The following is a 16,577-nucleotide window of genomic DNA, read 5'->3' on the forward strand; positions in this document are numbered from 1 at the left end:
GGCAGCTCCTTCGTTCATACCGGCTGACCGCCTAGCAGCTTGGGCAGCAGATTGAGCAGCTTCTCCCGGGTTAACGCGTCTGCAGAGTTCCATTTCGCGTTCTCTAGCAGATAGACTTGGCCTTTCTGCACGGCGGGAAGGCTGTTCCAGAGCGGGCTCCGCATCAGCTGCTCCATGGCCTCCCGCGAGTCCTTGCGCTCCGGAATGAGCATGAAGATCCGGTCTCCCGCATAGGTATGCAGCTGCGCCGGATCGACCTCGGCGAATCCGAGCTCTTGATCCAGAATGCCCCGGATCACCTCAGGCGGCTGCAGGCCGCCAGGGGCATATAGGGCACTGGAAAGCCCGGTCCTTCCCATGGCGAACAGATGGTTTCCGTGGTCGTATATCAGCGCGGAGGCCGTCTCTCCGGGCTGGAGTGTTTCCTCGTAAAGACGCTGCCACATGGCGGCGTTTTTGGCATGGAAGGATGCCAGCCAAGCCTCGGCTTCACGCTGCTTGCCCAGCCAGCTTCCCAGTATCCGCATCCGCTGTTCGAGAGGTGCGAAAGAATCGAAGGTCAGTGCCGGAGCTATGCTTGAGACGACCCGGTAAGCCCGCTCATCCGCGTTGGCGAAAATAATCAGATCGGGATTTAATGAGGCAGTCAGCTGCGGGTCCAGCGGAAAACCGACATTGGCCAGCTTCTTGAGCCGGTGCTTATAAACGCTGTTCCGCGCAAAAGCCTCATCTCCGCCGACAGGCTTCACGCCCAGCGCGAGCAGATCGCCCAGCGTTTCTCCGTGATAGACAATACGTCGTGGCCGTTCAGGGATCTCCACCTGATGGCCGGTCCAATCCTTGACCGTCGGCTTCCGGCGCTGCGTATAGGCGTATTGTCCAGGGGTGACCCCGGTCTTCTGGCGGAAGCGGCGGCTGAAATAATATTCATCAGAGAAGCCAACCTGCCGGGCGATTTCCCGCAGGGGTTCAGCGGAGTCCAGTAAAAATTGCTTCGAATGGTGAATGCGCAGCTCGGTCAGATAATCGAGCGGTTTTGAGCCGGTAAGCTTTTGGAAGAGCGGAGTATACTGCCAGAGCGAGATGCCTGCAAGTTCTGCCAGCTGCTTCACCGTGATGCTCTCCATATAGTGCTTCTGCATATAATCCACAGTTCTTTCCACGGATTCCGCAGGACTTGGCAGCTGTCCGGAAGGATAATTGTGCTCGAAGAGCAGCAGCAGCAGTTCCTGAAATTTCAATTGCTGCTTGTAGTGCTGCACATCGTCGCCGCTGTTTTCCTTCATCACCAGTTCTTCCGCCAGACGGATGACTCTGGTGAACGGATGAACGATTAATTCCCGTCTGCCCGGCAGCAACTTCCCGGCATAACGCTCCGGACGTTCGGCCGCATGAATGGCTGTAAAAGAGATAAGGTAATAATACAGAGTCATCTCCGGATTGTCCGCGCTATAGGAGGTTCCGGGAGACAACAGGTAACACTTATCGGCACTCAGCGGCGCAATCTGGCCGTCAATATGCAGCACTCCGCTGCCGCCCGTAAAGACAAGAAGCGTATGACAGAGTGGTGTCTGCTGTACTGGGCAGGAGTCGGCAGGCTGAATAATCAGTTCGGCGTTGGACAGCTGAAACAATAGCGAGCGAAGAGGGAGAGGTGGCAATGAGGGATGCTGCAAGGTACGGTCTCCCTTCAATAGTGAGAATGATTATCAATAAATACATTGTATATAAAACAAAGAAGCTTATCAACTGGCGTTGACAAGCTTCTTCGTGTCAGATATGTCTCCGTTTAAACACCGGGACCCTAAGAAAGGGATGGATTATTTATTATTCAGCAATTTAGGGATTTCTCCCAGCAGCCATTCACGGGTAGTTGCATCGCTTGATGTCTTCATAATGTCTTGTGTGTAGACATAGCCGTTCTTGACAGCGGGAAGACTCTTCCACACCTGACTTTTCAGCATTGCTTCTGTGGATTGCTTGGCTTCATCGGCAACAGGAGTCAGCAGGAAAATCCGGTCTCCGGAATATTGTTCAATCGCCTCCATAGATACTTCCTGGAATCCCATACCTTCGTCAAGCACCTTCTGGATCGCGGGGGTTGGCTTGAAGCCATTCTCACCATACAGCACCTGCGAAAGTCCGGTGGTGGCCATTACGAACAGCCGGTCACCGGGATAATAGGTGAAGACAGCTGCGGTTTCTCCCTCTTTCATCAGACCGTCGCTTTTCAATTGCTCCCACATGGCGGTTTCCTTTGACTTGTACTGGGCCAGCCAGGCTTCCGCTTCAGCCGATTTATCAAGAAGTCCGCCGATTTCCGCCATCCGTTCCTGCAGCGGGGCGAAAGTATCGAAGATTACAGTGGGTGCAATTTTGGACAATGCCTCGAAATCCGCTTCGTCCGTTCCTGCATAGATGATCAAGTCAGGTTGAAGCGACAAAGTCTTCTCCAGGTTAATCGGGAATCCTACATCCTCGACACCCTTCAACTGGTCTTCGAACACCTGGCCATCGCCCATCGAAAGCGGATAACCGACTGCTTGCACACCCAATGCCAGTAAGTCACCATAGGTTTCTCCGGAGTAAACTACACGTTTCGGTGTAACCGGAATCTCCATAGTATGGCCTTTGTAATCTGTATACGAGCGGGTTTTTGCTGCAGCTTCACCAGTGCCAGCGTCGGATGACTCCGGAGCAGGTGATGCGCTCGCGGCGGTATTGCTGCCAGCAGAGTTAGCCGCAGCATTGCCGGCAGATGGTTCCTCTGAATTTCCGCACGCGAGCAGAAGAGTGCTCATCACGAAGATGACACATAATGCGGCGAAGGGTTGTCTTGCCTTTTTCATAGAATCTTGCCTCCCCAGAAATATATAACGATTAACAATAATGATAATCATTCTCGTTAGAAACCAATCTTAAAGGAAACCCGTTCTTTACTCAATGGACAAAATTCAAACTGTCCTTTCATTTTGTACAAATCTGTTGCTCCCGGATGGGAAGAAGTAGTTGCGTTGCTTCAAAAAAATAAGTTGCAGTATGTTATTAACAACTTGATAATATCAAATATTCATGCTAAACTGTTGTTAATAACAAAATGTTAATAACATAAACCAGGAGGTTTTGTCCATGTTCGGATTCCGATTCGTGAAATTCCAGCCCAGTGATTATGTACTCAAGGTGAAGAACGGCAAAGTCGTCCGTGAAGGCATCGGTCTTTCTTTTCATTATTACGTGCCGACTACGTCGGTTGTTGTAGTGCCGGTATCCTCGATTGATGTCCCGTTTATGTTCGAAGAGATTACGAGCGATTACCAGACGGTGACCGTCCAGGGCCAGCTGACCTACCGGATCGTCGATTACCGCAAGACCACACAAATCCTCAATTATACCTACAATTTGAAAAAGAACACATACCTGTCCGATGATCCCGGCAAGCTGGCCCAGCGGGTCATCAACATCGCCAAGGTGCTGACCAAGAAGCAACTGGAGCAGCTGCCCCTGCGGGAAGCCATCCAGTCAAGCGAACGTCTGGCCAAGACCATTACCGGGGAGATTGAACGGAACGCGGAAATTGAGAAGCTGGGGATCGAGCTGATGGGGCTGTCGATTCTGGCGATTGTTCCGAACAAGGAGACCCTTCGTGCACTGGAGGCGCAGGCCAGAGAAGAAATTCTCCGCAGCGCAGACAATGCGCTGTATGAACGGCGCAATGCCTCCATTGAGCAGGAGCGGCGGGTGAAGGAAAACGAGCTGAATACGGAGATTGCTGTTGAGACGAAGAAGAAGCAGATCCGTGAGACCCAGCTGGATGCAGAGCGTTCAGTAAAGCAAAAGCAGAACGAAATGAAGGAAGAGCAGCTCAGCTTCGATACCGCACTGGAAGAGAAGAAGCAGGAGCTGATCGAACTCACTGTGGCCAACCAAAGAGCGGAAGCGGATGCCAAAGCCTACGAGCTGTCGGCGGTGATGAATTCGCTGCAGGGGGTATCGCCAAATGTGCTGCAGGCACTGACCAATGTCGGCATGAAGCCGGATAAGCTGATCGCCATCGCCTTCCAGGAGCTGGCTGAGAATGCCGGGAAGATCGGTCAGCTGAACATTACGCCGGATCTTCTACAGGGAATTATGGCCGGATCGGCCGGAAACGGGGCAGGTGCGGCGAGAGGAGCGGGAGGGCGATGAGCGGCCGGATGTCCGAGAATAAAATCATTCTGATCAAACGCAAAACACGGCTGGAAGAGCTGGTGGTCCGCTACAATACGATCCAGCAGGCCCAGTTCTATATTGAGCGGCTGGGTGCGGATTTCAGCGACTATATCAGCGAGGATCATCATTACCGCAAGGCGGTGGAGACGGCAGTGATTGAGCTGAGCGCCATAGGCAGAGTTCAGCTGCTGGAGCGGCAGCATGTCCCGAATTTCATCTTCGGTGATGAGGATACAGTGGTTGTGCTTGGGCAGGACGGACTTGTAGCCAATACACTGAAATACTTGCGGGAGCAGCCGTTGATTGGTGTTAATCCCGATCCGCAGCGCTGGGATGGAGTGCTGCTGCCGTTCACCGTCAAGGATCTGCGGCTCCTTCTGCCTGAGGTGTTCCGGGGCCAGCGCCAGGTGCGCGAAGTGACCCTTGCCCGGGCGGAGCTTAATGACGGCCAGAGCCTGTACGGTGTCAATGATTTGTTCATCGGCCGCAAAACCCATGTGTCTGCACGTTACCAGCTTCAACTGAATGATGTAACCGAGCAGCAGTCCTCCAGCGGCATCATTGTCTCCACCGGGATGGGTTCCACCGGCTGGCTCAAGAGCGTCCTCGCCGGAGCGACGGGCATTGTCCGCAGTGCAGCCGGACTGCAAGTGGATGCGGAAGCGGAGGCAACACTTGGCTTGGCCGGTTCCGGGCAGCGGCTGGCCTGGGATCATCCGCATCTTTATTTCACGGTGCGGGAACCTTTCCCCAGCCGTACGACCTCCGCCGGAGTTGTCTTCGGGCAGATCGGCGCTCAGCAGCCGCTGCGGATTACCTCGCAGATGCCGGAGGACGGAGTCATTTTCAGCGATGGAGTTGAAAGCGACTTTCTGGAGTTCAATTCCGGGGTGGAGGCCACCATCAGTCTGGCTGAGAAAAGAGGGAGACTGGTAGTGTGAAGCTATGGTCAACAGCCGATTTGCCGTATGGATAAGCACAAAAGGCTGTCTCAAGCAGAATAATCTGCCGGAGACAGCCTTTTCGAAAGATAAGCAAGTCCTATTGAAAGTTCCGTCCTTGATTCATCAATGAGCCATAGTTTTGGCCGGTAGGAGAACCGGTATGTGATGGCATCGGATTGAACGACGGGTTCAGCGGGGTATGCACCGAATGCATAGGCTGCTGTTGACCATAGGAAGGGTTAAAGGATGGGTTGAAGGACGGGTTAAAGCTTTGAGCGCCTGTAGTATTTCCGGCAAATTGAGAGGACTGCTCAAGCTGTCTAAGCGTCTGTGTAACCTGCTGCAGCTGCTGAATGGCTGTGTTATGGCCCTGCAGCGCATTTTGAATAATTTGACTCGCCTTGTGCTCACGTTGGGCCAGTTCTTCCAGTCTTACCGCATTCTGCTGCTCCTGCTGGAGAAGCTGCTGATAATTCTGGCTGGCTTGCTGTGTCTGGCTCACAAGCTGTTGAATGATTTGTTCGCAATGACTGATCTGGCTGGAAAGGTTTGAATTCAAAGTGATTTGCCTCCTTGGGCGTTTGAGTTTGAACTTGCGGATTTATTATCTCTGAGGGGTCGGCGGAATATTCATACAAATTCAATTTTCGGGAGTATGGGACAAACAAGAACGAATAGGTACAGGCAGCGGTGCAACTAATGAACTCTGATTTCGTCTATGTAGATGAGTTTCCTTAATCACCAATAACCTGGAGGTGGGGCAACATGAATCTGCATGATACGGCCGGCTGGTGCAAGGCTTATTGGGCACGCAGTCTCAAGCTGGCGCTAATGTTTGTGCTGCTGTTTACGGCTTGCTTTACCGGAGCGGCGGCAGCAAAGGCAGCGTCGTCAGAGCTGATCATTGTCAACAAGAAGACAAACAAACTTGGTTATTTCAGCGGCGGCAAGCTGGAGAAGATTTTTCCGGTTGCAACGGGCAAAACGAAAAGCCTGACCCCTGAAGGCAGCTTTCCGATTGTGGTCAAGGTCAAGAACAGACCTTACTACAAGGAGAAGATTCCCGGCGGGGATCCGGCCAATCCGCTCGGTGACCGCTGGCTCGGACTGAAAGTGAACGGCACGATGGGCACAACCTATGCCATTCACGGCAACAATAATGAATCCTCCATCGGCAAATATGTCAGCGCCGGCTGCATCCGGATGCATAATGACGATATCCACTGGCTGTATCCGCGGGTGGCCAAGAATACAACCGTTATTATTACGTCCTCCTCATCGGATATGGAAACCATTGCTACCAAAGCAGGTTATACACTCGGCCATAAAGTGTTCGCCGGGACGTTCATCATTCACGGTGAAAGTGTAAAGCTAAAGGATCCTTTTGTAGTGGAGGACTCCAAAGTCTTTATACCTCTCAGAGAATCCGTGGCCCTCTGGGGCGGAACATTGAAACTTCAGCCAGGGACCGGTGCACTTATTATTACCATCGGGGATCGCACCGTGATTCATAAACCTCAGACTGCTCAAGCGGTAGTTAATGGAAAAGTGATTGCAATAACAGCTTCACGGCTGGAGAGCAGCAGGCTGCTCATTCCGCTGGACAACGTCACCGGGCTATTCGGATTGCAGTTCACCTGGAAGCCGAAAGAGCAGACAGTGACTTTCGCGGACTAATGTAACGTTCATCGTAATTGTATGACCGCAGACGGGAGGGCATCCGGCTGTGGTCTTTTTAACATATATATAGATTGAACTTAAAAACTTGAGATAAGGGAAAGGAGCAGCGAAGGGGAATTTTGGAACTGGAGGAACGGTAGTGTCCGCCTTTGTCTTCGGATTTCTACCGCTAATTGTGGTTAAAATCAAGAAATTCGAAGACAACAGCGGCCGGAAGTCCAAATATTCTCCGTAGTTGCTAGTTGTTCGCTTCATCGGGAATAGAGCAGGATTTACAGGATAAATATTGAAGTTATAGGTAGGTAAGTGCAAAAGGAGGTTTTCGATGAAAGCTTTGTTTACAACCCTTTATGTTATAATCTGCACAGCTATGCTGCTGGCCTGCAGCCGTTCCTATGATCCTGACGAAGCTGCGGAACGCGGGGATGTTGTAGACCTCCATGGGATGATTACCAATGCAGAGCGACTGGATGAGTTTCTTGGCAATATAGAGGAGAACCACTCCGATAAGGTCAGGGTTACACAGTACACGGAGGAAGCAGACCCGATCTATATTGATCTTGCCTATAATGGAGAAACGGTGAAATTTAAATATGACAATACCCACGATGAGTACGCAAAAGGTAAAGTCAGGACCAGTGTCTGCAAAGGAATCAGTAAAGAGGTCACCGATAAGAAGATTGAATATAAGCTGACTGGATGCTCCGGCAAAAATAGTGATCTGGCGGATTCTTTCAGTCTGAGGATACAAGGAAAACAACTGAGTGAGGAGTGAGCCGTATGATGCTGAATTTGACCAGCCGGGCTTTAGCACAGGATGATCTGGAATCGATCTGTGCGTTTGTCCAGAACGCCGAAGAAGTTTTTTGTGTAAGCCCGAAATTCCGGTATCCGCTGACAGCGGAGCAAATCCTGAAGAGGCTGGAGAACAGATATAGTCCGACAGTCATTGTATCCGGGGATGCGCCGGAGCCGCTTGCCTATGCCAATCTTTATGATAAGGATGAGAAGAGCCATACGATTTGGCTGGGCAATGTGATTGTAAGTCCAAGCTACCGGGGCACAGGGGCTGCGGCTTACCTGATCCAAACCATGATGGACATCGCCAAGCAGGAGCTTGGAGTCCGGACGATGAAGTTATACTGTCACAATACGAATACAAGAGCGCTGCTGTTCTATTGCAAGCAGGGGTTCAGCCCCTGCGGAAGTAAGGTGCTGGTCAAACCGGATGGCGAGAAGCTTGTAGGGATCGCAATGCAAAAAGAGCTATGACCCTGCGAGACTGAGACTGCTATGATTTCCTATGAGGAGATCCCACTCGGAGTTGATGCTGTCACAGGTAGCTCTTAACTATAATTATTCTTGACCTTGCTTATCGTGGGCAGGCTTTATATACTGTAACCAATAATAAATTCGGACAATTACGGAGGTTCACCCGACTGATGAATAACTAACACGTTTCCCAGCAACAGACCAGTTAACTTGTGATGTGCTTATGCACAAGCCACGGGACGCCCTTGTAGGGTGTACGGTCAGGGATACGTGTGTCGTTCGGGGCCTATACGATGCTAATAGAGGATAGAAGCTGGTGTTGACGGCTTGCCCTGCAATTAAACAGGGGGAGGCTTCGTCCGCACCACTGTTTCCTGGCATCTCTCCCCCTTCATACACAACTCTACCGCAGGCCGCTGGCTGCGGTTTTTTTAGTTTCGGTATTTGATGAAGCGGAGGAATGAATATGACCAAGACCTTAATAAAAGCCAAAAATATACGCAAAGAGTGGAATGGCATTGCCCTATTTGAAGGTGTGTCGTTTGAAATCACCGAAGGGGAACGCGTGCTGTTATTCGGGCGCAACGGGATCGGCAAGACGACGCTGCTGCAAGGACTGCTCGGCCGTCTGGCCTTTGAGGAGGGCAGTGTCTCTTACGGGTTGCCCGCGGAGGAATGGGGTGTGCTGGACCAGCAGCTGGAGATTTCAGTTGAAATGTCCGTGCTGGAGTATGTTTTCTCCGGCTGGAAAGAGCAAGCTGCGCTTAAAGGCAGACTGGAGACACTGGGCAAGCAGCTTCAGGATACGGAAGGTGCCGATGCAGAGGCGGTGGCCGAATATGGAGAAATCTATGAGAGCTATCTGCAGTTGGACGGCTATGGCTGGGAAGCCAAGGTGGAGAAATGCCTCAGACAGCTGAAGCTTGATCCTGCACTATGGGGCCAGCCGTACCGCCTGCTCAGCGGCGGCCAGAAGACACGGGTGCAGCTCGCTGCGCTGCTCGCCCGGCAGCCGAAGCTGCTGGTGCTGGATGAGCCGACGAATCATCTGGACAATGAGACGATGGAGTGGCTGGAGGAATGGGTACGGAGCTATCCCGGTACGGTATTGTACGTTTCCCATGACCGTACTTTCATTGACCGGACAGCTACTGCTGTGCTGGAGCTGACTCCACAGGGCTGCCGCCGTTATCCCGGCGCCTATAGGGAATACCGCGAGCAGAAAGCGCTGGAGGCCCGCACGCTTGAAGGGAAATACAAAAAGCAGGAGCAGGAGAAAGAGCAATTGCTGGAGAGCATCCGCCGTTACGCGGAATGGTTCCAGCAGGCGCACCGCGCCGCCGGACAGAACGATTTCCTGCGTTCGAAATCGAAGAAGAATGTTTCCCGCCTCCATGCCAAGGAGGCCAGCCTGGCAAGGCTGGAGAAAAACCGCGTGGAGCTGCCGAAAGCAGCACCCAAGCTGAGCATGAAGCTGGAGAGTGAAGCTTTCCAGGGAGATGCGCTGCTGAGCTTACACAATATCCGCTGTGCCTATGGAGACAACCCGGTGCTACTGGAGGACTTCAATCTCTCCTTGCGGCGGGGCGACCGGCTTGCCGTTCTGGGACCGAACGGTGCCGGGAAGTCCACGCTGCTGAAGCTGATCGCAGGAGTTACACAGCCCTCCGGCGGTGAAGTGACCCAACATCCGCGTACTCAAATCGGGTATTTTGCTCAAGAGCTGGATCACCTCGATCCTGAATCAACCTTACTTGACAGCCTGCTGGAATTGCCGGGGATGACGCAGACGGAGGCGCGGACGATTCTGGGCTGCTTTTTATTCCCCCGGGAAGATGTCTTTAAGCACATTGGCGACCTTAGTATGGGCGAGAAATGCCGGGTCGCGTTCCTCAGGCTCTACTTCGGCAGAGGCAATCTGCTGGTGCTGGATGAACCGACCAATTACCTGGATATCGACACCCGGGAACGGGTGGAAGAGGCACTTGCGGCCTATCCGGGCGGGCTGGTTATCGTCTCCCATGACCGTTATCTGCACACTAAGGTCGCCAACCGGCTGCTGCTGCTGGAGCATGGGCGGAGACCGCAGTTCTTCCCGGGCACTTATGAGGAATATACTGCAAAGGAACGCGGCCGGGTGCTGACTCCTGAGGAGCAGACGCGTGAAGGAGAATTGCAGTTGCTGGAGATGAGCCTGGCCCGGCTTATGCGGAGCGATGCCCTGGAGACAGAGGAAGAGAACCGGGAACTGATGGCGGAGATTGTGAATCTGCGGAAAGCCATCGGGACGCTGCTGGAGGAAAATTGAATATATTGGCGAATAATTTCTTGCCGGAACATATGTAGTAAATAAAGCCGCACTGGATGAACTGAAGTAAAACAAAAGGGGATAGAAACGGGTTGTTCAACTACCCGATTCTATCCCTTTACTTGTCTCCGGGAAAAGTGCCCCTTAACTAACTTCAAGTACGGCCTTCATGAAGTTTTTCAGTGCTGAAGGCTCCCCCTCCGTAGTCCATTGTTGCAATGCCTCCGATTCCCCTGCGGCATAAGAAGCAAGCTTCTCTTGCAGCAGTTTGTCAAAAACCTCCGGCTGTTTTTCCCGCTCAGATTGAAGCTTCAAGATCAGCAGAGGCCAGCGGTATCCGCTTGTTCGGTATCCGTGCTCAGGATAACGTTTCGCTAGCTCCAGCACGGAGGTGAGCGGCTGGCCGGCGGCTAGTTCCGCCGCCAGATAGCTGCCGATAAAGCGGTGGCTGAGGTCTTCCTCCAGCGCAACGGCGAACTGCTTGCGGGCCTCTGCCAATTGCCCCTGAAACATAAGTGCGGTGGCATGGATGGCCATCTCATAAGAGCTTGGTTTTTCCTGAATAAGCTCATTATACATGGAGTAATATTTGTTATAGTTCACCCAGTCGGCGTGGTCAAAGTAATGATCTACAAGTGAAAAGGTAAAATTGGCATCCGGACGCAGCTGAACGAGCTGGATTAACAAGGGGATTGTCGCATCCTCCGCTTGTTTATCTTTTGCATAGGAGGCTTTGGCTGTCAGGAGATGAGTCAGCATTTTCAGGGCATGGGCATCCTGCGGATTTGCGGCGTAGTCCCGGCGATAGGCCTGCAGTGCCTGTTCGAGCTTCTTGTCCTTAACAAGCTTGTCTGCGGCAGTAAGTGTACGCGACTTGTAATAGAAGAAAGGCAGATTGCCCACGGTATCATCGTTCAGCCGGTAGCCGTTGCTGCGGGTGAGCAGCTTGCCTTGCTCATCAAAAGCATCGATGGTCCACGAGAACCGGCCTTCAGGGTCTGCGAACCCAAGCAGGGAGGACGGTTCAATAGTTTTCCAGTCATCTGCACCGCCGCTGATCGAGAAGCCGCCGGCATCGTATAACTCTTCCGCCGGGATGGATACCTTGTTGTCCTTAATGTTCTGCCGAACTATGGTAGTGAATGAGCCGTCTTCTATATTAACGGTGCCGCTCAGGTTGTAATATGCTGCAGTTTTGACCGGCTCCCATTCAAATTTAACGGAGGAACCGGTAACCACTTGTGAATTGACAGGAGATTTCAGTTCAAGCAGCGGCTGCAGAACGATATTTTCGGTTAAATCGTCCCCCGGCTTGATTTCAATCCAGTCATCAGACTGTACAGGCCAGGCCCAACCGTCGATCTGGGCAAAGCTGACGCCGATCTGAAGCTGATAGAAGCCGGGAATGACCCCGCTGAATTGATAATGTCCGCTCTCATCAGTAACGATTTGATAGGGTTCGGTATTGCGCATAACACTATGATGGACCTCACTTTCTGCACGGAGAAAGATGCCGGCCCGCGACACCGGGGTTCCATCGCTTTTGGTGAGTGTACCCTGTAGGGTCGCCGGTGTATGGATACCCATATCTAGAGCAGATTGCAGTGCCGTCCGGAGGGCAATAAGTCTGATGTCGCTGTCAGTAGTTCCCTGCTCGAAGGCTTCAGCGCTGCTGCCATTGCCGCTTTCTCCTGAATGGATTGACTGTAGTTCGTCCCCGCCATATTCCTTTTTCAGTTCTTTCCATCCCACCCGGTATTGTTCCAGCGCGGTTGTAACCAGAGTTAATGCCTCACGGCTTTTCCCCTGGGCAAAAAGCAGTCGTCCGCCAAGCCAGGCCGTACGGGCATCCATTTCCAGATCGTTGTTCTGGACAGGGGAATCCGCTTGTTTCAGCAGGTCGTCCGCCGCTGTGAAATTACCGCTGTTCAGTGCCCGTTCTGCCCGGATCAGCGTTAGTTCCTTTGCCAAGGAAGAGGGGCTGCTAATCCGCTCCACCGCAGCTGCCAGTGCCTGGTCAGCCTCATCATCCATTGTGCCAATCACGTCGTACTCATAGAGCAGCTGCTTGACCGCATTCAGCATAGAATAGTCAGCAGGGCCTTGCATAATATACTCCTGCAGGAATTTGATCCTGTCTCCGGGCAGCAGAGGGGAATGAGTTTCTTCGTTTTCACTTTGTGATGACTGAGTCATCGAAGCTCCGATATACACATTGAAGCTGTACGAAGTATCTAGATTGCCGGGTTCAATAATATTTGTGCGGATTAGCTCCATCCGTTTGCTGCCGGTGCTGCCATTTAGAGTACTGAGAAGTTTTATTCGATCATCCTTGGCTGTGGAAGCCGTTAAGGCGGGGTTTCCTGTTCCGGATCGTGAGAAAGGCAGTACAACAGCTACTATAGCCAACAGAGAGAGGGGCAGCAGCACGAACAGCACCAGGTGTTTGACCTTTAATCTAATTTTCATACCGTTTCACCGCCCGCTCATAGATGTCTTTCCAGTACATATTGCCTCCGGCTTTGATTAATTCACGTTGTCCCGGCTGCTGAACTGCTTGCTGGGTTTCAGTACCGGTATGCGGTGAATATAACAGCAGTGCTCCTGTTACGAGGATTGCCGTGAATGCGCCAACAGCTTTGAGCGGAATTTCCAGCTCCTTGTTCCACAGTGCCAGCAGACGGGCCCGGCCCGTAGGAGGGTGGGTTTGCCGCAGTACCTGTTCATGACCTGTGAAAGTGACGGGACGGAGCTCCTCATCAAGCCGCTGTTTGATTTGTTCACGATCCGTATTCATAGGAAATGCCCTCCTTCTCCAAAGTCTGCTTAAGCAGCATCCGGCCTCTGGCCAGACGGGATTTAACCGTATTCTCCGCTGTATTCAGCTCCGCGGATATTTCGCGGATGCTCATTTCATGGAAATAGTACAAGGTCAGACTTTCACGATAGATGTAATCCAGGCTTCGGACGGCTTCAACCAACCGCACATGATGCCATTCCACCATAAAATGTTCTTCCGCTCCAGCGGAGGCACCGGACTCTTCCATCCATTGTCCGCTCTCTGCCGCAGGAAAAATGCTCCGCCAGCTCCACGTCCGCTGCTTCATCCGGCAGCGGTTGACAACAATGGAAACCAGCCAGGCCTTTAACCGCTGCGGATCCTGAAGCTGGGCCATTTTGGCGTAAGCCTGAATGAAGGTATCCTGCACGGCTTCTTCGGCAGATTGCTGGTCTTTAAGCAGCAGGCAGGCGGTTCTGAGCAGCATATCACCATAAAGCTCCATCAACAGGCGGAGAGCCGACTCATCCCTAGCAATAATTCTTTCTATAATATCCAGATGAAGCTCCCCTCCCTTTACTATTAAGATGCGTGCTGGTGGGTTATGGTTGCGTAAGCAGGCGATTTTTTCCTGAGATGCTAAATAAGAGTTGAATAGTAGAACGAAATAACTCAAAAGTAACTATGAGGAGTTGTCCAAATAGCTGCTTTTTTATTTATTTTTTAAATGATTAATTTTTAGAGGATTTAGGCGTAGGATGTCGAATTATGGGATATTAAGTTTGTTCACAAAATTGTCAGTTTCATAGACGAGATCACATAATGGAGGCAGCTAATGATGAAAAGAGGTTTGAGTTATTTTTCTGTTGGAACGATGTTGCTTGGAGTTTTAACGCTGTTCTTGTTTCACCCGCAGGCTGTAAATGCTGCTAATCCGGCACCGGATTCTTTTACGCTGAAAAGCTACGACAATTTACCATCCAGTGCAATGTCGGATCTTGCCTATGGCAATAATACGTATATCGCAGTAGGTTACTACGGGGCGATTATTAAATCTGCGGATGCAGAGACCTGGGTGAACGTAAAAACAAAAGCAGACATCACCTACACTGGAGTGGCAGATCCGAGCTCATTCACTTTTAACGGGGTAGCCTATGGAAACGGATTATTCGTCGTAGGCGGGAGCGCGGGAGTCATTCTGACCTCACCCGACGGCACAACATGGACGCAGCGCACCTCCAATGTGAGCAAGGGGATAGGGAATGTTGAGTTTCTTCAATTTAACGGGAACAGTGCATTCTACGCCACAACAGAGGGGAAATATTTAACGTCGGCAGACGGAATTACTTGGACCTCAGTCGTCCCTACTGGCCTTGCTTCTAGCGATTATGTAACGAGAATAACGGTAGGAAATAATGGATCCAGACTGGCTATTGGCGCCGGGAACGGGAAAATATATTCCACTACAAATGGCACAACCTGGACTGTAGCACAGCCGTCAGGCCCTTCAGGACCATCTATCGGTACAAACATGATCACATGGATGAAGGACCGCTATTATATTTCAGATCCTTTGGCATATATTTGGACCTCTACAGACCTCTCAACTTTCACTTTGCTGGGTTCCCCCTTTAAGCAGAATTCCTCTCAATATAATAATCAGATGTTTAATGGATTTTATGATGGCACGAAATACTACTTGTTCGGCTATGAAGCTCCTAATTATGGTGCTGTGTATACCTCGACGAACGGAACTACGTGGACGATGCAGCCGTTTAAGAATTATTTTGTGACTCAGAGCTCGATGTTCGTGAACGGAAAGTATTTCCGTCTGGGAAATGAAGGAATGATGGTATCCCCTAACGGCTCGGATTGGAGCTATAAATGGGGGGGAGCTTTTTATGAAGTTATCCATGACGGATCCCAATATGTCGCTGTTGGCAAAGAGGGTGGAGACGGGGCCATATGGACTTCGGGTGATTTGGCTTCATGGAGTAAAGCCGCTTTACCCTCAAGAACAGGAACCTTTACAGCCGCAGCATATGGCAACAACAAATACGTGGCTATCGGCGATGTGAGTCAAACGACAGCAGCACTGGCCACCTCAACCGATGGTTCAGCGTGGACTGTGCGGAGCAGTATAAATGATTCCACATCTTTGACGGACATCGCTTTTGGCAACGGGAAATTTGTTGCAGTTGGGGCAGGCTCCGGTTCGGTGCCCAAAATAAAAACGTCGGTTGACGGGGTGGTTTGGAATGAGCCCGTGCTGCCTGTGCAATCCATTGATGCCCTATATACCGTAACCTATGATAATAATCAATTTATTGCTTTAGGCTATGGCTATGACAGCAGCGGCAATGTAGACCAGGCAAGTATCTGGACCTCAACGGATGGGGACACCTGGGTAAATCACTCCAGTGCTTATCCTAATCACACAGAAGCTTTTAATAATATTGTTTATGACGGAAGTAAATATGTCCTGACCGGGTATAATTCAACAACCTATGAAGTATTCTCCCGCACGAGTGAGGACCTCTCGGCATGGAGCGCCCCAACTTTAACTGGTACTTATAGTTTCTATGGGGCTTCTACGATGATGGGACAAAAGGGAAATAATATTTATATGGTAGCAATCGACAGCAACAATGTTCCGGGGATTTACTACACAGGAGACCAGGGCTCTACCTGGCAGGATGCTGGAGTTGATTTGTCGGACATTGATATCAATGCGATTTATGCACTGATGGAGCTGAATGGTGGAATTGTTATCTCCGGGAATTCGCAATTAGTGATGTCGGCAACCGGTTCCCTAGCGCAAGTGGATGCGCCAACAGCGAATCCAACCGGAGCCGGAGGCGCAGTGGCGTCGGGCACGGCGGTGACATTGAGCAGCGCCACTAGCGGCGCGGTGATCTACTACACAACGGATGGCACAACGCCAACCAGCAGCAGTACGCTCTACAGCGGAGCGATTACGCTGACGAGCGCGAAGACGATTAAGGCCATCGCGGTGAAACCGGGGATGACGGACAGCGCGGTGCTGAGCGAGAGTTACACGATTATGGCGCAAGTAGACGCGCCAACAGCCAGCCCAGCCGGAGGCGAGGTAGCGTCCGGCACGGCGGTGACGTTGAGCAGCGCCACCAGCGGCGCGGTGATCTACTACACGACGGATGGCACAACGCCAACCAGCAGCAGTACGCTATACAGTGGAGCGATTACGCTAACGAGCGCGAAGACAATTAAAGCCATCGCGGTGAAACCGGGGATGACGGATAGCGCGGTGCTGAGCGAGAGCTACACGATCATGGCGCAAGTAGACGCGCCAACAGCCAGCCCAGCCGGAGGCGAGGTTGCGTCGGGCACGGCGGTGACACTGAGC

Annotated in this window: 13 protein-coding genes; 7 read left to right on the top strand and 6 right to left on the bottom strand. The window is 51.7% G+C overall.

The window, feature by feature from the left end; genetic code table 11:
* Window positions 1-14 precede the first annotated feature (14 nt).
* On the bottom strand, window positions 15-1,676 hold the full coding sequence (locus tag ACAN56_RS16780) for an AraC family transcriptional regulator (protein ID WP_052091850.1): 1,662 nt from the start codon (window positions 1,674-1,676) through the stop codon (window positions 15-17).
* A gap of 144 nt (window positions 1,677-1,820) precedes the next feature.
* On the bottom strand, window positions 1,821-2,849 hold the full coding sequence (locus ACAN56_RS16785; RefSeq protein ID WP_379144281.1) for an ABC transporter substrate-binding protein: 1,029 nt from the start codon (window positions 2,847-2,849) through the stop codon (window positions 1,821-1,823).
* Window positions 2,850-3,129: 280 nt separating this feature from the next.
* Here ACAN56_RS16785 and ACAN56_RS16790 point away from each other — a divergent pair, with 280 nt between their 5' ends.
* Both ACAN56_RS16790 and ACAN56_RS16795 read left to right on the top strand, forming a co-directional pair.
* Window positions 3,130-4,185, top strand: a complete 1,056-nt coding sequence (locus ACAN56_RS16790) for an SPFH domain-containing protein (RefSeq protein WP_038586865.1) — start codon at window positions 3,130-3,132, stop codon at window positions 4,183-4,185.
* Window positions 4,182-5,150 (top strand): diacylglycerol kinase catalytic domain-containing protein, encoded by a 969-nt coding sequence (locus ACAN56_RS16795; RefSeq protein ID WP_379144284.1) that lies wholly within the window; start codon window positions 4,182-4,184, stop codon window positions 5,148-5,150. Before ACAN56_RS16790 ends, ACAN56_RS16795 begins: the two co-directional genes overlap by 4 nt.
* 100 nt (window positions 5,151-5,250) lie before the next feature.
* On the opposite strand, the gene ACAN56_RS16800 is transcribed toward ACAN56_RS16795, so the two are convergent.
* Entirely contained in the window at window positions 5,251-5,712 is a 462-nt protein-coding gene (locus tag ACAN56_RS16800; RefSeq protein WP_063848017.1) for a hypothetical protein, read from the bottom strand.
* Between the two features lie 206 nt (window positions 5,713-5,918).
* On the opposite strand from ACAN56_RS16800, the gene ACAN56_RS16805 reads away from it, so the two are divergent.
* The 4 genes from ACAN56_RS16805 to abc-f all read left to right on the top strand — a co-directional run bounded on the left by ACAN56_RS16805 (window position 5,919) and on the right by abc-f (window position 10,413).
* On the top strand, window positions 5,919-6,830 hold the full coding sequence (locus tag ACAN56_RS16805) for a L,D-transpeptidase family protein (RefSeq protein ID WP_379144286.1): 912 nt from the start codon (window positions 5,919-5,921) through the stop codon (window positions 6,828-6,830).
* A gap of 328 nt (window positions 6,831-7,158) precedes the next feature.
* Entirely contained in the window at window positions 7,159-7,608 is a 450-nt protein-coding gene (locus ACAN56_RS16810; RefSeq protein WP_038586874.1) for a DUF4362 domain-containing protein, read from the top strand.
* Between the two features lie 5 nt (window positions 7,609-7,613).
* Window positions 7,614-8,105: a GNAT family N-acetyltransferase gene (locus tag ACAN56_RS16815; RefSeq protein ID WP_379144289.1), complete on the top strand. Its 492-nt coding sequence runs from the start codon at window positions 7,614-7,616 to the stop codon at window positions 8,103-8,105.
* A 466-nt stretch (window positions 8,106-8,571) separates the two neighbouring features.
* Entirely contained in the window at window positions 8,572-10,413 is a 1,842-nt protein-coding gene (abc-f, locus tag ACAN56_RS16820; RefSeq protein ID WP_379144292.1) for a ribosomal protection-like ABC-F family protein, read from the top strand.
* A gap of 144 nt (window positions 10,414-10,557) precedes the next feature.
* Here abc-f and ACAN56_RS16825 read toward each other — a convergent pair whose 3' ends face one another.
* From ACAN56_RS16825 to ACAN56_RS16835, 3 genes are read right to left on the bottom strand one after another with little or no spacing between them, the layout of a single operon-like run.
* Window positions 10,558-12,882: a hypothetical protein gene (locus ACAN56_RS16825; RefSeq protein ID WP_379144295.1), complete on the bottom strand. Its 2,325-nt coding sequence runs from the start codon at window positions 12,880-12,882 to the stop codon at window positions 10,558-10,560.
* A complete protein-coding gene (locus ACAN56_RS16830) occupies window positions 12,872-13,210 on the bottom strand; it encodes a hypothetical protein (protein WP_038586882.1) in 339 nt (112 codons plus the stop codon). Before ACAN56_RS16830 ends, ACAN56_RS16825 begins: the two co-directional genes overlap by 11 nt.
* Window positions 13,194-13,868, bottom strand: coding sequence for an RNA polymerase sigma factor (locus ACAN56_RS16835; RefSeq protein WP_379144298.1), 675 nt, complete (start codon window positions 13,866-13,868; stop codon window positions 13,194-13,196). Before ACAN56_RS16835 ends, ACAN56_RS16830 begins: the two co-directional genes overlap by 17 nt.
* Before the next feature lie 159 nt (window positions 13,869-14,027).
* On the opposite strand from ACAN56_RS16835, the gene ACAN56_RS16840 reads away from it, so the two are divergent.
* A partial coding sequence (locus tag ACAN56_RS16840; protein ID WP_379144300.1) for a chitobiase/beta-hexosaminidase C-terminal domain-containing protein occupies window positions 14,028-16,577 on the top strand: 2,550 nt, incomplete at its 3' end.

Origin of the sequence: Paenibacillus paludis, assembly GCF_042610515.1 — a bacterium.
GTDB lineage: Bacteria > Bacillota > Bacilli > Paenibacillales > Paenibacillaceae > Paenibacillus_AQ.